The sequence below is a fragment of the Rathayibacter sp. PhB179 genome (assembly GCF_004345345.1).
Taxonomy (GTDB): Bacteria; Actinomycetota; Actinomycetes; order Actinomycetales; family Microbacteriaceae; genus Rathayibacter; species Rathayibacter festucae.
Map to the genome: position 1 here is coordinate 35396 of NZ_SLVD01000010.1, position 16172 is coordinate 51567.

Here is a 16172-nt window from a genome sequence, read left to right on the forward strand (position 1 = left end):
CCGCGGCGGCGGCGGCCTCCCGACCACCGACTACACCCCCGAGTCGCCGTCAGCCGGGACGACGGGCGCCGAGGCCCGCACCGCCCCGTCCCACAGCCGGATCGCCGCGCGCGGCACCGGCCCGACGACGTCCACCCGCCACACCAGATCCACCGGCGACCCGGTCGACGCCTCGAACGGCACGACGTGGATCGGCGCCGACGGGTCGAAGCGCAGCCGCTCCTGCAGCCGCGACGGCGCGACGAGGAAGCTCGTCACGCGCTCGTGGTAGCGCTCGCCCACCTGCAGCTCGGTCAGCACCGTGGCGCTCACCGGGGTCATCGGGTCGGCGCGGGTCAGCGAGTCGAGCAGGAAGTCGTCCCACGGGACGTCGAGCTCGACGCCCTCGAAGTCCTCGGGGCGGCGCAGCGCGTTGAGCGGATTCGTGCCCATCGGGCGGACCCGCGGGCGGGCGATCGCCTCCTCGTCGCGCTGCACGGAGGCGACGATGTCGGCCAGGCGCGGGGCGGCGATCCGGGTGAGCAGCGACTCGTCGTCGAGGGCGCGCAGCAGCATCCGCCGGGTGTGGTTCGACGAGTGCGGGAGGTCCTCGTCCAGCGCCGACAGGCCGAAGCCCTGGCCGGCTCCGTAGTCCGCGGCCATCTCCTGCACGAGCGACTCGAAGGCCTCGTGCCGCCAGCCGCGGCGGACGAGCTTGGACGTCATCGCGGCGCGCATGCGGGCCACCGCCGCCGTCTCCTCGCCGCTGACGGTCGCGAGGCGCACCGCGAACGGCATGGCGCCGCGCTCCACATCGAAGGTCTCGTGCTGCAGCCAGACGGGCGGCACGTGCCACGGCCGGTGCACGGCCTTGGACAGCAGCACCAGCCACTCGACGGCCTGGCGGTGCACGGAGCGCAGGCGCGCTGCCTCCTCGCGGGCGCGGCGGGCGCTGCGGCCGTAGTGCGCGAGGCGGGTGCGCTCGAGCTGGATCCGCCGCTCGAAGCGCGACCAGCCGGCGTGGTACCGGACGAGCGACACCAGCGTGATCAGCACCCCAGCACCGGCGAGGCCGACCAGCACCCACAAGAGCACAGAGGTGATCAGCCCGGGATCGAAGCTGCCCGCGGGCTGCCGCGAGGCGTAGTCGTTGACGAACCAGATGCCGACGCCGACCACGATCGCGAGCGCCAGCACGGTGACCCAGCCGACGAGCAGCGTGCGGTGGAACTCGCGGCGCAGGCCCAGCAGCTCGCCGGGGCGCTGCGGGCGGATCGCGTCGATCTCGCCCTTGAGGTACGCGACCTCGTCCTCGGCGCGGCGGCGCTCGGCGCCGATCCGGTCGAGGAAGCGCCAGACGAACGAGGAGCTCTGCCGGCCGGCCCACAGGTCGTACTCGCCGAGCGCCTGCAGGCGGCCGGAGCGGCGCGCCTCGGCGTCGTAGGCCGACACGGGCGGCTCGACGGGCTCGGGAGCCTCCTCCAAGGGGACCTCGATCTGCACGACGGTCCGCGGCTCGGCGGCCTCGCCCTCGACGAGCGTCTCCTGCGCGGGCGGCGCGAACGCGGCGGAGTCGGAGGACCCGGCCCCGGACTCCTCCGCTGCGGGCGCCTGAACGGCGTCGGGAGCGGCCTCGACCGGCACCTGCGCGGCAGCCGCAGCAGCCGCCGCCTCGGACGCCGACACCCAGTTCTGCAGCCGCTCTCGCGGATCCGCGAGCGCCAGCGCGTACCAGTCCACCCGCTCCGGGAACCCCGGCGGCACGTCGTATCCCGACGACACCCACGGGTCGTCCGGCAGCGCGAGCACGTCGCCCACGCGGCCGAACACCGGCACGGCCCCCTCGACGGGCGCGAAGCCCGCGTCGCGGAGGTCGGCGCTGCCGTCGAGCGCGCCGAAGACCAGCTCGCGCAGGCCGGCCCAGAGCTGCGGCGTGGTGCGGACGTGCGCCATCGCGGCGGGCGCGTCGGCCTCGGCGCGGGCGCGGCCCTCGTCGTCGCGGAGGTGCTCGAGGTCGGCGACCAGGAGCCGGTCGCGGACGTCCAGCACCTCGTCGTAGTCGGCCCCGACCACGGCCGAGCCCTGCGAGGTGTGCAGGGCGCGGGTCACCGAGCGGTTCGCGCTCGAGGTGATCCAGAGCACGGCCCAGCGCGGGATCTGCACGAGCTTGCCGGCCGAGAAGGCGAAGAAGCGGCCGATCTGCGCCCAGAAGCCGATCCGCTCGGGCTCCGGCACGTCGAGCGAGCCGGCGGAGTCGTAGGTGAGCGCCCCGCCGTCCAGGCGCAGCGCGCCGGCGACCATGCTGTCGACGTAGCCGGCGATCTGGCCGTCGTCGATGTAGGCGGTGCCGGGCGGCGGTGGGCTGACGCTGGGGTCGATCAGCAGCGAGTCGGGGCGGGCGGCGTTCTCGAGCACCCCCGCGGCGACGCGGCGGCCGAGCGACTCGGTCAGCACCGCGTTGAGGAACACCCGGGAGATCCAGACGGAGTCGCCGCCGTCGGACTCGCGGCTCATCAGCTCGACGCTGCCGTCGGTGACGCCGTTCCACAGCCCGGCGACGCTCGCCAGGTGGGTGAGCGTGAAGCCGGTGAAGCGCTCGTCGTCGCGGACGAAGGCGTCACCGGACCACGGGCTCGAGCGGTCCTCGGGCGAGGCGATGACGACGAAGCCGTGCTCGTGCGCCTCCACCCGCTCGCGCAGCTGGAACGCGGTCGGCGCGCAGATCAGCGTGACCCGGCGGAGCTCCGTGGTCTGGTCGGCGAGGGTCGCCGACGGATTCGGCAGCGGCATCGACGTGCGCACCCAGCGGCTGACGAGGTCGGCGACCGCGTCCTGCGCCTCGTCGGTCTCGCGCTCGGGCAGGGCCGAGCGGAGGGTGACCAGGCGGACGAGGGCGAGCGGCTCCTCCGCCAGCGCCTCGAACAGGTCGACCGCGATCGCGACCGACTCGAGGTCGGCGCCCACGCCGAGCACCACGGCCTCGATCTGCGGCGGCGCGTAGGGCGAGGTCTTGACGTGCTCGGGCAGCACCCAGAGGGCCTGGCCGAGCAGGCCGGTCTTCGTCCACTGCGCCGCCAGCTCGAGCAGGGTCTCGCCCTGCGCGCCGCTGGGCAGCAGGACGATCGCCGCCTTGCCGTCGGGCCAGAAGCCGGCGGGCCCGTAGCCGTCCGGGCGGATCTCCGGGGGCACGCTCAGACTCCGGAGTCGCGCGGACCGGTCGAGACGACCGACGACACCAGCCCCAGCAGCGCCTCGCGGAACTGCTCGCGCATCTCCCAGGTGACCGGGTAGTCGTAGACCGAGACCATGTCGTCCTGCTGCACGATGTCGCTGTCGAAGCGGGCGAGCTCGGCGGTCAGGTAGGCCTGCACGGCGGAGCGGCGCGACGCGAGGTCGCCGTCCGCACTGCCGGCGCGGGACGACTCCGGCACCGGAGCACCGGTCGGCAGCGCGCCGGTCTGCAGCCACTCGGCCAGCTCGGTCTCCTCGCCGCGGCTGCCGCCGAGCGAGATCAGCACGCGGTAGGCGGCGAGTGGCGCCAGCGTCCCGTCGACGTTGCAGAGCGCCATCGCGATGGCGAGCGACTGCAGCACGACGCCCGGGAAGTCGGCGGGCCGGGCATTGCGCTCGCTCAGCAGCGGGTGCGGGAAGTCCGCCAGCGCGCGGGTCGCCGGGTCCCAGACCGAGAGCTTGGGGCCCTTCTCGCCCTGCGAGGCGTCGACGGCGAGGCGGCCGAGGGCCTTGGCGACGTACCAGCCGCGGATCATCGACTCGATCGCGCGCGGGTCCGCGGGGATGCTCTCGCCGAGCAGGCGGGCGCGCTTGAACTTCCAGAACGCCTCGCGGCTGTCCTGGGTGTTCGACTGCGCGAGCCAGCCGCGGGCGATCGGCTCCATCACGGAGTCCATCACGATGGGCTCGTAGGGGAAGCCGGACATCGCGAAGACCTCGATGCCGTCGACCTTCTGGTCCTGGAACCACGACTCGCTGGTCGCGTCGTCCCAGACGCCCATCTGGCCGAGCACGCCCTTGGTCACCTCGTACATCTCGGTGCCGGCGCGGAACGGGATCGAGCTGAAGACCAGCGAGGTGTCCTCGTTGATCGCCTTGCCGTGCACGGCGCGCAGCAGCGCCGGGTTGAGCTTGACCAGCGGCTCGCTGGCACCGAGGGCGGCCTGGAGCTGCTCGCGGTAGCGGTCGCGGCGGGCGGCGAAGACGTCGGGCGGCAGCACCTCGGAGTCGAAGAAGCCGAGCAGGTCCTCGCCGATGTAGGCGGCGAACGGCGTGCCGTCGCGCTTCATCCACGCGCGGGCGCGGCCGACGTAGACCTCCGGGTCGGTCGCGAGTTCGAAGGAGGCACGCTGGGCCGGGTTGGCGACGGCCGGGTCCGCGGTGACGGTCGGCTTCCAGGTGCGCGGGTTGCCGACGAGCGACCAGGAGCCCGCGTCCGACTCGCTGTCCGGGCTGACGCCGACGAGCTGGTCGGCGAGGACGCGCAGGACGGCGTCCTGGTACTTGGCGTCGCCGTCGACGGAGGCGCGCACCAGCTTCTGGAACTCGGCCGGGTACTTCTCCGGCTCGACGAGCATCCGCTCGTTGGGCGCGGGCCAGTACTTGCGCGGCACGGTCTCGTCGACGCGGCGGGGCCAGAACTCGTAGGCGTTCTCGCGGTCGTCGCTGGTCTTCCGCGAGTGCACGCGCTGGAGCAGCGCGGTGCGGGAGCCGTCGAGGTAGTCGGCGAGCGGGCCGAGGAAGGTCTCGCGCAGCTCGGCGAGCAGCGCCCAGGCGGAGTCGCGGAGGGCCGCCTCGGAGGACCACTCGAGCGCCTGGCCGAGGCGCTGGATGGCGAACTGCACCGCCTCCTGGTCCGGGCGGATCGACTGCTGATTGGCCGAGGTGCGCAGCTCGTCCGAGACGAGCGAGCTGAGGGTGCCCACCCACTCCTCGTGCTGGCGGGCCTCGACGCGCAGCGCGTCGACGGTGCCCTTGAGGCCGCGCTCGAGGCGGCGGAGCATCGCGGTGACGACGGGCAGGCCGTCCTGGGCGACGTAGCGCGAGACCGTCTCGAGGATGTGGCCGGGCATGGTGCGCGTCCACTCGTCGAGGCGGCGCTGGCGGGCCTCGCGGTCGCGCTGGAGCAGGCGCGGGCTGTGCCGGGTGAACTCGTTGACGAGCCGGTCGGTCCAGGTGGTGATGTCGGTGCCGCCCTGGCGGTCGAGCGACTCGGGGCGGGAGAGCTCGTCGTCGGCGCCGCGCTGCAGCTCGGCCTTGATCAGGTCGAGGGTGCTCTGGTCGCGCAGCGCGTCGGTGACGTCGTTGTGCTCGGCGGTCTCCTCGTTCAGGCGCAGCTCGCGGAGGAAGCGCTGGTACTCGCTGTCGGCCGACTTCTCGATGTACTCGCGCTCGGTCATCCGCTCGAACTGCGGGTCCTCCTCGGCGTGCGCGAAGAGCATCCGGTCGATCGCGGAGCGGGCGAAGCGCTCGGCGGAGTACTCCAGGAAGCGCTCGCGGCCGAGGGTGACCCGGCCGAAGCCGATCGAGGAGAACGGCGGCGAGTGGTGCGCGGGGCTCATCAGCCCGGAGTTGTCGGGCAGCACGTTGGCGGCCGAGCGGGCCTGCCAGTTGCCGGACGAGTAGGCGATCATGTCGTCCTGCACGCGCTCGTCGATCATCCACGCGGTGAGGCTGGTGGCGACGGCGTCGTAGACGGCGTTCTGGTCCTCGAAGGTGACCTTGCTGTTGCTGCGGCCGACGATGAAGGGGTACGCGGCGCCGACGCGGTCCATCGCGGCGCCGTAGGAGGGCGCGACGCCCTTGGTGCGCAGCAGCTCGAGGGTCGCTGCGGAGGGCGTGTCGGTCCAGAAGCCGTTCATCGTCTCGGAGATCGCGGCGAGCGCGTTGCCGGGCATGCCGGCGGTGACCGAGAGCTGATCGAAGACGTCGGGCGCGTAGAGCATGCTGAAGAACTGGTTCGACCACGGGTACTGCTTCGCGGTCGACTTGATGATCTCGATGATGTCGAGGAACTGGCCGGCTCCCGAGCCTCCGGCGACCGACGAGATCACGATGACGATCGGGCTGCCGTCTCCGCCGTCGTCGCGGGCGCGCAGGCGCTGGCCGAGGGTCTGCAGCTCGGCGAGCGACTCGGCGTCGTTCATCTTCCCGATCGCGAGGCGCGCGGCCTGGGCGATCTCCTTGGTGGCGGCGAGCGCGACGGCGCGGCCGACGGCGCGGTACTGGCCGGCGCCCTTGGTCACGTCGACCTTGACCAGGCGCGGGTCGGGCAGCTGGCGCTCGATGTCGTGGCGCATCGCGTTGTTGGTCGCGTGGGCGCTCGTGATCGAGCCGTGCACGATGTCGAAGGTCGCCGCGGTGCTGACCAGGCCGCGGTAGTCCTGCCGGGGCAGGAACGGCGCCTGGTACTCCATGCCGTCCTGGACGGTGGGGGTGTCGAAGTGCAGGAAGCGCCAGGCGGCGGGAATGCCGCCCTCCCAGCCGAGCTGCTGGAGCTTGAGCTCGAGCTGGTACTTGATGCCGCGGAGGGTCTTGCCGCCGGAGCCGCCGACTCCGATCAGGAGGAAGGGTCTGAGCATGAGGTCCTGCTTTCGTCTGGTCGCGCGGTGTTCCTGCGGTAGCGCGGTGTGTCGTGTGTCGTCGTGCGGGCGGTGCCGGGAGGCGGAGCGCCGTCAGCGACTGCGGGGCGGAGGGGTGCGGGGGCCGGCCCGGCCGGGCGGCGGGGGTGGCGGGGTGGAGCCGCCGGGCCGCGGGGGCGGCGGTCCGCCGGGGCGGCCGGGGGCGCCCTGCGTCCGAGGCGGCGGGCCCCCGGGGCGCGGGGGCGAGGAGGGGCGGGGCGGGGTCGCGGTCGGAGTGCCGCTCTGGGCGCTCCGCGGCGGGACGGAGGAGCGGGCCTCGGCGGCCGCGGGCTGGGCGGCGGGCACGGGCTGCTGCGGCTCCCGGCGCTCGGGGCGCTTCGCCGCTCGCTCGCGGCGGAGCACGTCGACCGTCTTCCACGCGGGCTCGCCGGAGTCGCGGAGCAGATCCTCGAGGCGTCGCTCGTACTGGCCCTCGTCGTCGCGGTCGACGCGGTGGTAGAGCACGGCCGTGGCGCGCACGGGCTCGTCGCCGCGGGGACGCTCGAGCTCCTGCTCCGAGACCACGATCGCCCAGAAGACGTCGAGCGGGAGGGCGGAGAACTCGACGCCGCCGTTGCCGAGCGGCCGCCCCGCGGAGGTGCCGCGGGTGCCGGTGCGGGAGGCGACGATCTCGCCGCCGGCGGGCGGCCCGACGCGGTAGCTCGGCGCCTTGAGCGGCCACCACGGCACGTGCGCGCGGAGCCGGCCGAGCTCGGGGTCGGGCAGCTCGCGCACGCCCGTCTCGCTGCGGAGGTAGCGGAAGCGCTCGTCGAGGCGGCCGTGGGTCAGCGCCGAGCGGACGCCCTCCGGCGTGATCTCGACGGGGATCGTGCCGCGCTGGAACGAGCCGTTCATCGCGATCTTCGCCTTCGCCCGGTTGAAGAGGTACAGGCCGAGCAGCGGCAGGAGCACGCCGAGCAGCAGGAGGACGAGCGCGACCAGGCCGATCGCCGCGGCGTTCACCGGGAAGGTCGACGGGAAGGACAGCGCGACGGTCTGCGGGGCGCTGCTGCCGCCCGCGGTGCGCACGTCGAGCGGGAGGGTCGCGGCGACCGACGAGTCGGCGGCGACCGGGTTCTCGGCCGAGACGGTCACGGTGCGCGCGGCGCCCTGCGCGACGTCGAGGCAGGAGCCCGGCGCGAGGGCGGTGCCCGACTCGTCGGTGAAGCTCCACTGCCAGGCGTCGGCGCGGTCGGCGTTGTCGCTGGTGACGGTCGGCGCGGCGGAGAGGCAGACCTGGCCGTCGCCGCCGGCGGTCGGCCCCTGGATCGCGAGAGTGCCCTCCGCGCGGCCGTCGGCGCCGGTCAGCTCGCTGAGCACGAGCGGCGAGGCGACGCTCGGGAAGGCGGCGGGCAGCACGGTCGTGATCCGCTGCTGCGTGGTGACCGGGGCGAGCTCGATCGCGTGCTCCGCGGTGGTCAGCGGGTCGAGCGAGGCGGTGACGAGCAGCTCGGAGGCGGTGACGTCGGAGGGCAGCGGGATCGTGATGACGCCGGAGGCCGCGTCGATCGCGGCGCCAGGCAGGTCGGCGGTCGCGCCGTCGGCGGTGCTGGTCGCTGCGAAGTCCGCCTGCCCGAAGACGGAGAGGTCGACCGGCTGGCCGTCCGGGTCCTGGACGCGGGCGGTGAGGGTCGCGGAGAGCGTGCCGTCCTCGCCGCGCTGCACCTGGTTGGCGTCGTCGAAGACGATCCGCAGGTCGCTGAACGCGAAGACCTCGGTGGTGCCCGGCGAGGTCAGCGTCCACTGCCCCTGCAGCTCCGGCCGGTCGACGGTGATCTCGAGCCGCGAGACGCCGGAGGACTGCGTGACCGTGACCTCGGGGGCGGTGGCGGAGGCGGAGAGGGTGCCGAGTCCGGAGGAGGCGGGCGCCTGCAGCGTCCAGCCGTCCTTGACCACGGCCTGGATCCGCGCGACGCCCGGGTCGACCCAGAAGGAGCCGTTCGCGTCGAGCGCCTCGGACGCGCCGCCGGCGATGCGCGCGCCGAGCTGGAGGAAGACGGAGGCGAGCGCGTCGGGGTCGGAGGCGTCGACGACGGCGCCGCGGACGGAGCCCTCGGGCGCGACGGCCGGTCCGCAGGTCGCGGTGCCGCCGCCGTAGGCGCCGCTGCCCTCGACGAGCGGCCACATCACGCGGGCCTCCTCGCGCTGCTCGCCGTCGGCCAGGAGCGTGCCGAGCACGACGACGCCGGCCTGGCGGAGCGCCGCGAGCAGGCCGTTGCCCTCGGGCTCATCGCCGTCGGGGTCGATCCGGACGCCGCAGAGCGCGTTGGTCGCGTCGGCGGTGGCCTGCGCGGAGCCGAGATCGATCTCGCCGTCGGTCAGCCAGATCACCAGCTGGCAGGCGGAGCCGGCGCTCGGCTGGTTCTGCAGCGCGGTCTGCACGCCCTGGAGTCCGGCGAGCCAGTTGGTGCCGCCGCCGGGGGTCTTGTCGCGGATCACGCCGGCGAGCGCCTCCGGGCTCTCCCGCGACCACGGCCGCCAGTCGACCGCCGGCTCGAAGGCGCGGCTGAAGAAGGCGGCGCCCCAGTTGACGGTGAGCGAGTCGCGCAGGCCGCCGAGCTCCTGCAGGCTGCCCGCGAGGATGCCGGCGCGAGCGACGTCGGGGTCGGAGCCGCGGCCGTCGTCGCCGCCGGTGTTCAGCGAGCCGGAGCTGTCGACGAGGTAGTAGACGTTGAGGACGTCGGAGGAGGAGAGGCAGGTGCGCAGGTCCTCGATCGCGCCGCGGCCGATGTCGGTGAGCGAGGCGGTGCTGGCGGCGGTGCCCGTGGTCGCCGCGCTCGCCGGCTGCGCCGCCGCCCCGAGTCCGAGGACGAGCAGGAGCGCGGTGACCGCGATCGCGAGGGCGCGGCGGATCACGTGCCCAGCCACTCGGAGATCGGGACGCTGATGTTGAGGACGTGCCAGGCGCCGAGCACGAGCGCCGCGGCCGACAGCCAGTAGAGGGCGCGGGTGAAGCGGGCGTCGGGCACGAAGCGGCGGGCGTCGCGGAGGGAGTGCGCGCGCTGGGAGGAGAGGTCCCAGCCGGTCGCGAGGAAGACGAGCAGCGGCGTCAGCACGTAGCCGGCGACGCTCAGCCAGACGGCGCTGCCGCGCACCAGCGGGAGCGGCAGCCCGAGCACGCGGACGGGCGCCGAGGCGACGGAGGCGGCCACGACGGCCAGCACGAGGCTCACGACGAGTCCCGCGGCACCCACTGCGAGAGGCAGGATGCTGGCGGTTCGTCGGGCCGCGGGGGCTCGGTCACGCACGGTCGACACCGCTCCACCCTCCGCTGTCGCAGCTGAACGCTCCCTGTTGGGGGCGGTCCTCCAGTATGCGGACCCCGCCACGAGCCGCCAAACCCCGCACTGGGGCTTCGGGTCTCGAGCATGCTGATCGAGTAGCGCGCGGAGCGCGCGTATCGAGATCCACCCCGCCCGCACCCCCGGCCGCACGCCCCCGCCCGGATGGTTGACTGGCCCCATGGAGATCGTTCTCGGAGTCGTCGGCCTGCTCGGCGGCCTCATCGTCGCGGCCGCCGCCGTGGTCGCCGTCGTCATCGGCCGGCGCCGCGCGAAGCCGGCCTCGCTGGTCGACATCGACGTGCGCCTGTCGCACGCGGGCGACGACTGGTGGCGGGTCACCGCGACGGTCCGCAACCTCGGCCGCACCGACCTGCCGCCGACGACCTTCGTCGCCGATCGCCCGATCTCCTTTGTCCTCGCCGGCTCCTCCTCCGCCGAGTGGTACGGCGGCCCGCCGCAGACCCCCGAGTGGTCGATCGACCCGTCCGGCTCCCTTCTGCTCGCGCCGCTCCTCCTCTCCCGCGGCGTCCCCGTGAGCGCGACGGCCGTCGTCCGCGGTCGCCCGGAGGTCCGCATCGACGCGCCGCTGCGCTACATCCCGGTCCGCGAGAACGTGGTCGAGACGACGGGAGCGGCGCACGCCTGGGGCGAGCCGGCGCCCGCCGCCGCCACACCCTCTCCCGACTCCTCCGCCCCGCCCGCTCCGCAGCGCCTCGTCGACGCCCCCCTCGAGCCGCGCCCCGAGCGCGAGAGCGTGCTCCGCGGCGGCTTCGGCATGTGGTCGGCGATGTCGGCGGGAGGGCTCGGCGCCGTCTTCATCGGCGTCGGGATCGCACTCTCGCTGGCCGGCCTGAACTCGACGCCCCTCGGCTCCTCCGGCGTCGTGCTGATCGGCGCCGGCCTGACCGGCCTCGTCGGCACCCTCGTCATCCGCCTGCTCCGCCGCTGGCTCGAGCCGCCGGCCCTCTGGCGCACCCCGCGGCAGCGCCTGCGCCGCCCCGGCACGATCATCGTGCTCGTCCTCGCCTACGCCGGCCTCGCGCTGTTCTGCCTCGAGTTCCTGGTCGAGGACGTCAGCGGCGACACCACCTGGGTCGCGGGAGTCGCCGTGCTGCTGCTCCTCGCCGCGCTGCTGGGCACGGGCCTCGTCGGCTTCCTCCGCCTGGTCGTGCTGCTCGGCGTGCGACGCGCCTCGCGGGGCGCGACGGCCTGACCGCCGCAGGGAGCCCTGTCACCGCCGGAGCGCCTCGATCGGCTCGATCCGCGCGGCCCGGATCGCCGGCGAGAGCCCTGCGAGCACCCCGACGAGCGTGCCGAGCAGCGGCGCACTCGCCGTGACCAGCGGATCGAGGATCGCGGTCCACTGCTGCAGGGCGGCGTTCGCGACGACGACCGCGATGCCGGCGGCCGTGCCGAGCAGACCGCCGAGGGTCCCGGTGATCCCGGTCTCGAGCAGGATCTGCAGGAAGACGTGGCGCGGCCGGGCGCCGATCGCGCGCCTCAGTCCGATCTCGGGGGTGCGCTCGAGCACCGCCACCAGCGTCGTGTTCGCGATGCCGACCGCCCCGATCAGGAGGATCACCGCGGCGAGCGCCAGGAAGAGGTCGGCGAGCGAGGCGGTCACGCTCTCCGCCAGCGCGAACCGGTCCGGCGGCGCGGAGGTCTTCATCGTCGCGGGAGCATCCGGCCGCAGCGCGAGCGGGAGCTGCTGCGCGACGACACCGGCGGCACCGACCTCCGTCTCCACGAGCAGCACGGCCGGCGCGCTCGTGCTCGGCGGCCCGTAGACCTGCCGGGCGACCGAGGCGGGCAGGTAGATCGTCGAGGCCGCGAGCGGGTCGCGCCCGGCCTCGCCGAGGATCCCGACCACCGTGTAGCCGACCCCGCCGAGGAACACGCTCGCCTCGCCCGCCACCGGCGGCAGGCCGAGCTGCCGCGCCGCTCCCGCGCCGACCACGGCGACCGGGACTCGCCGCTCCTCCTCCCACGCCTGGATCGCGCGGCCCGAGCGGAACGACGCATCGGCGGCCGTGAACCAGCCCGGCGTGGCCGCGGCGACGGTCATCGGAACGGCGGAGCCGAGCCCGTCCGGACGGGAGGAGACGGGCGTGGACCCGCTCGGCAGCGTCCAGCTCACTCCGGAGGCGACGACTCCGGTCAGCCCGTCCGCCCGACTCTCGGCGTCGGACGGGAAGCCGTCCACGGTGTCGGAGGCGTCGCTCCCGCCCGCGTCGGTGACGGTCACCTGCGTCGCCTCCAGCAGCGAGAACTCCTGGGAGATCTGCCCGGACGCCGTCGCCGTGAGCCCGAGGACGACGACGAACGCGCCGACGCCGAGCAGCGGCCCGAGCAGGGTGAGCACCGTCCGGGTCGGGCGCTGGACCAGGCCGGCCAGCGCCTCGCGCAGGAGGTCGGCGGCTCGCAGACCGCTGGTCGGGAGCGACGGCGCCATCAGCGCAGGCGCCCGTCGCGCATCCGCACCGTTCGGCCGGCGCGGGCGGCGGTCGTCGGGTCGTGGGTGACGACGACGACCGAGACCCCGTCGGCGTGCAGCTCGTCGAAGAGGTCGAGCACGCGCTCCGCGGAGCCGGAGTCGAGGTTGCCGGTCGGCTCGTCGCAGAGCAGGAGGCTCGGCCGGATCACGAGCGCACGCGCGATCGCCACCCGTTGCCGCTCGCCACCGGACAGCGTCCGGGGCAGCGCATCGAGGCGGTGGCCCAGGCCGACGCGCTCCAGCGCCTCCCGAGCTCGCGCCGTGCGCTCCGCCGCGTGGACCCGGGCGTAGAGGAGACCGAGCGCCACGTTCTCGGTCGCGGTGCGATGGCTGAGCAGGTGGAAGTCCTGGAAGACGAAGCCGATGCGCAGCCCCCGCAGGGAGGTGCGCTGCACCTCGGTCAGCCGGGTCACCTCGATGCCGTCGAAGCGGTACTCGCCACCGCTCGGGGTGTCGAGGAGCCCGAGGAGGTGCAGGAGGGTCGTCTTGCCCGAGCCGGACGGCCCGACGAGCGCCAGGTAGTCGCCGCGCGCGACGGTGAGGTCGATCCCGAGGAGCACGGTCGTCTCGGGCGGGCCGGGGAAGCTGCGGCGGACGTCGACGAGCGCGATCACGGGAGTGCCGGCATCTGCCTCAGCCCTCGACTCAGCCGACGACGACACGGTCGCCCTCCTCGAGCACCGCGCCCTCGGCCGGAGTGACCTCGACCTCGCCCTCGGCGATGAGCCCCGTCGAGACCGCGACGGTCACCCGCTGGCCCCCCTCCGACTGCAGCACGGTGACGAAGGTCGTGCCGTCGTCCGCCGACTGCACGGCCACGACCGGCACGACGAGGACGGGCGCCGGAGTCTCGCCGACGGTGACCGTCACGCGGACGTTCCGTCCGCGCCAGTCGGCGGGAAGAGCCGGCGACGGCGTGACCGTGAGGGGGAAGCCGGGCGCGGACTCCGTGCCCTCCGACGCACCCTCGGCGGCGCCTCCCCCGCTGTAGGCGCCGAGCGCGGTGACGGTCCCCTCGGCCTCTCGGCGGTCGACGTCGTCCACGACGGCCACCTTCTGGCCGGCGGCGAGCTGCTGCTCGCGCCCGGCCGGAACGATCGCGGAGACGATCGGATCGCCGACGTCGAGGGTGAGCAGCGCTCCGGTCGCGCCCGCCAGCGGCGCTCCGACGGGGAGATCGAGGCTGCCCACGGTGACGGGGAAGGAGGGGACGAAGACGGTCTCCGCGAGCGGCATCTCGACCCCCGTGCGCGCTCGGAGCGCCGCGAGGGCGTCCTCAGCGTCGGCCTCGGCGCGGGTCGCGAACTCGACCGCGAGCCGCGCCTGGGCCTGCGCGACGTCGTCGACGGCCTGAGCGAACTCGAGCGCGGCGGTGGCGCGCTGCTGCTGGGCGGCGACGACGGCCTGCTGCGCGCCGCTCAGCTCGGCCGCCTCGCCCTCGTTCACGTCGGCGGTCGTCAGCGCGTCGAAGCCGCAATCGGAGTAGAGGGCGGCGACCGCGTCCTTCGTCGCGCCGCCGAAGTGCCCGTCGACGTCGTCGGCCGCCAGATGGCCGAGCACGACCAGCGCGTTCTGCAGCTGCTCGACGTCTGCTCCCTCCGCCCCGGGCTTCAGGTCGCGGTAGGCGGGGGTCGCCCCCGGCAGCGCGAGGACCGGGCGACCCGAGACCTGCGCGAGGACGTCCCCCGCCTGGACGGCGGCGCCGACCGCCTTGGGCAGCGCCGTGACGATCGCCGCTCCGCCCGCGGTGGAGACCGCCGGCAGCACCCTGATCGTGCTCGCCGCCGCGACGGTCCCGCGCACCGTGACCGTCCCGGTGAGGACGCGGCGCGCCACCGGCTCCGTGAGCGTCGTCGGCGGAGGGGCGGCCTGGTCGGCCGCCTGCTGCGCGGGCGAGCGGATCGAGAGCGAGAGCAGCAGCCCGGCGGTCGAGAGGACCGCCGCCGCGATCGCCGCCCAGAGCAGCAGCCGCTGCCGCCGCTCCACCGGGGTCCGTCGGGGAGCGCGCGAATCCGTCACGGTGCACTCCCCCTCTCGCTCATCGATCGTGCTGATTCCTCTCGACCACGACTCTCTCCTCGCCTTCTCCAGAGGCACACTGATCCATAGGAAGAAGGCACAGTGATCCATCGAAAGAAGGCGCAGAGATTCTCCGGGAGAAGGCCACCTGGAGAATCGTCCGATAGAGCGCAGATACCGTCCGTCTCGACGATTCTGCGGACCCCTGCGAGATTACCGACGCCGATCACCGGACGGAACGGTCGGCGCGGATCGTCGCCTGCCGCCCGCCCCTCATCCCGCGTGTTCTCGGGGAACCGAGTGCCCGATCGAAGCAGCGGACCCGCGATAACGCGCCGCCTCTGGCCGTGGCCACCACGGCCGCCCTACCGTTTCCCGCATCACCTTCTCATGGAGAAAGAATTCCGACCTTCGGTCGGCTTCTCGCGCGTCGATCCGCATTTCATCGCCGCCTTCCACTGCGCATCTCCACTCGAACCCGAAGACGATGAGAACGGATCATTCATCATGAAGAAGCAGTCACTGACCAAGGCCATCGCCGCTGTCGGCATCGGAGCCGCCCTCGCGATCACCGCGTCCGTCCCCGCCCACGCGATCACCCGGTCCGATTGCGGCACCCGCACCGACTTCCTCAAGTTCCACACCGGGAACCACTGCTACGCGAACAGCGGCACCGCCGCGGATCGGCTGACCTCGCAGCAGACAGTGGGTGCGGGCAACAACGGCGGATTCTTCACCCTGTCCGGCGGTGGTGACGTCCCCTTCGAGCCGGGATGGGGCACCAGCTACGCGACGCCGCAGACGGTGATCGTCGAGCACATCGACTGACCGCCGGAGGAACGCGGTGAAGACTCGAACGCTGAGGGCGACGGTGGTCCTCCTGCTGTCTGCTCTCGCTGTCGCCGGTGTTCTCAGCGGGTGCGCGCCGGGAGTGCCGTCAGGGGACGAGAGCGGGGAGCCCGCCCGTCCCGAGCCACCGCTCGGCCCCATCAGCACCCCGACGGATCCGTCGCAGATCGTCCGGCCGATCGATCAGTACATCCCCGATACGCAGCTGGTCCTCCGGCTCGTGCGCGCCGAGCGCGCGAAGCAGATCGCCTGCCTGCGCGACGGCGACGACGAGCGGATGATCGAGTGGCCCCTCGACGAGGAGGCGGTCCTCGCCTTCCTCGGCGACGGCCAGGTCGAGGACATCCGGTCGAAGCTCTGGGGGTTCTTCGATCCGAAGAACGCGAGTCGCTTCGGCTATGCACGCGCGGGCGGAGACCTTGGCGCTCTGCCGAGTGGTGTGCCGCCGGGGGTCACGCCAGACGAGTTCGCCGCGTGCTCGATGTCCGTGCACGGGTCCTTCCCCCTCGGCGACGGGGGCGGGGCGTTCTCGGCCCGGTACCCGTCCGCCCTCCCCGACGGCGGACCGCCGGTCCCCTCCGGAGACAGCCGCGTCGAGGCGGTGGTCGGGGCCTGGAGCGCCTGCATGACGAAGCGGGGCTTCGACTACCCGGATCCCGTGAGCGCGGAGTTCGATCCGCGGTGGGGCGTCGGCGCCTCGAACGTCGGCGCCGAGCAGATCGCGACCGCCACCGCGGACATGGACTGCAAGGCCGAGACGAACCTCGTCGGGATCGAGCTCGCGGTGCAGTCCGCGTACGACCAGGAGTACATCGAGTCCCATCGGGAGGCGCTCGAGAACATGGCGGAGGTCATCGCCGACTACATCGGCGACGTTCCGGACGACTCGAAGCGCTGAACGGGTGCGCCGGTCAG

At 73.9% G+C, this 16172-nt stretch carries 10 protein-coding genes; 3 read left to right on the forward strand and 7 right to left on the reverse strand.

The features are described from left to right. Positions 1–30: 30 nt before the first annotated feature. From EDF43_RS17945 to EDF43_RS17960, 4 genes are all read right to left on the reverse strand, one after another. Entirely contained in the window at positions 31–3168 is a 3138-nt protein-coding gene (locus EDF43_RS17945) for a hypothetical protein (protein WP_132437931.1), read from the reverse strand. A 2-nt stretch (positions 3169–3170) separates the two neighbouring features. Further along, positions 3171–6572, reverse strand: a complete 3402-nt coding sequence (locus EDF43_RS17950; protein ID WP_132437932.1) for a tubulin-like doman-containing protein — start codon at positions 6570–6572, stop codon at positions 3171–3173. A 93-nt stretch (positions 6573–6665) separates the two neighbouring features. Beyond that, on the reverse strand, positions 6666–9467 hold the full coding sequence (locus tag EDF43_RS17955; RefSeq protein WP_132437933.1) for a hypothetical protein: 2802 nt from the start codon (positions 9465–9467) through the stop codon (positions 6666–6668). Continuing rightward, positions 9464–9868 carry a hypothetical protein gene (locus EDF43_RS17960; protein ID WP_148060007.1) on the reverse strand — a complete coding sequence of 135 codons (405 nt, stop codon included), beginning with the start codon at positions 9866–9868 and terminating at the stop codon, positions 9464–9466. Before EDF43_RS17960 ends, EDF43_RS17955 begins: the two co-directional genes overlap by 4 nt. 205 nt (positions 9869–10073) lie before the next feature. Between EDF43_RS17960 and EDF43_RS17965 the strand changes: the two genes are divergently transcribed. Continuing rightward, positions 10074–11108 (forward strand): hypothetical protein, encoded by a 1035-nt coding sequence (locus tag EDF43_RS17965; protein WP_132437935.1) that lies wholly within the window; start codon positions 10074–10076, stop codon positions 11106–11108. Positions 11109–11126: 18 nt separating this feature from the next. Here the strand turns inward: EDF43_RS17965 and EDF43_RS17970 are convergent, their stop codons facing one another. The 3 genes from EDF43_RS17970 to EDF43_RS17980 are packed head-to-tail and all read right to left on the reverse strand — an operon-like array spanning position 11127 to position 14408. Further along, positions 11127–12347, reverse strand: coding sequence for an ABC transporter permease (locus tag EDF43_RS17970; protein ID WP_132437936.1), 1221 nt, complete (start codon positions 12345–12347; stop codon positions 11127–11129). Beyond that, entirely contained in the window at positions 12347–13051 is a 705-nt protein-coding gene (locus EDF43_RS17975) for an ABC transporter ATP-binding protein (RefSeq protein WP_132437937.1), read from the reverse strand. Before EDF43_RS17975 ends, EDF43_RS17970 begins: the two co-directional genes overlap by 1 nt. Then, positions 13035–14408, reverse strand: coding sequence for a peptidoglycan-binding domain-containing protein (locus EDF43_RS17980; RefSeq protein WP_165909174.1), 1374 nt, complete (start codon positions 14406–14408; stop codon positions 13035–13037). The genes EDF43_RS17975 and EDF43_RS17980 overlap by 17 nt, the downstream gene beginning before the upstream one ends. 507 nt (positions 14409–14915) lie before the next feature. Here EDF43_RS17980 and EDF43_RS17985 point away from each other — a divergent pair. Further along, entirely contained in the window at positions 14916–15236 is a 321-nt protein-coding gene (locus tag EDF43_RS17985; protein WP_132437939.1) for a hypothetical protein, read from the forward strand. A gap of 16 nt (positions 15237–15252) precedes the next feature. Further along, positions 15253–16155: a hypothetical protein gene (locus EDF43_RS17990; RefSeq protein ID WP_132437940.1), complete on the forward strand. Its 903-nt coding sequence runs from the start codon at positions 15253–15255 to the stop codon at positions 16153–16155. The last annotated feature ends 17 nt before the right edge of the window (positions 16156–16172 follow it).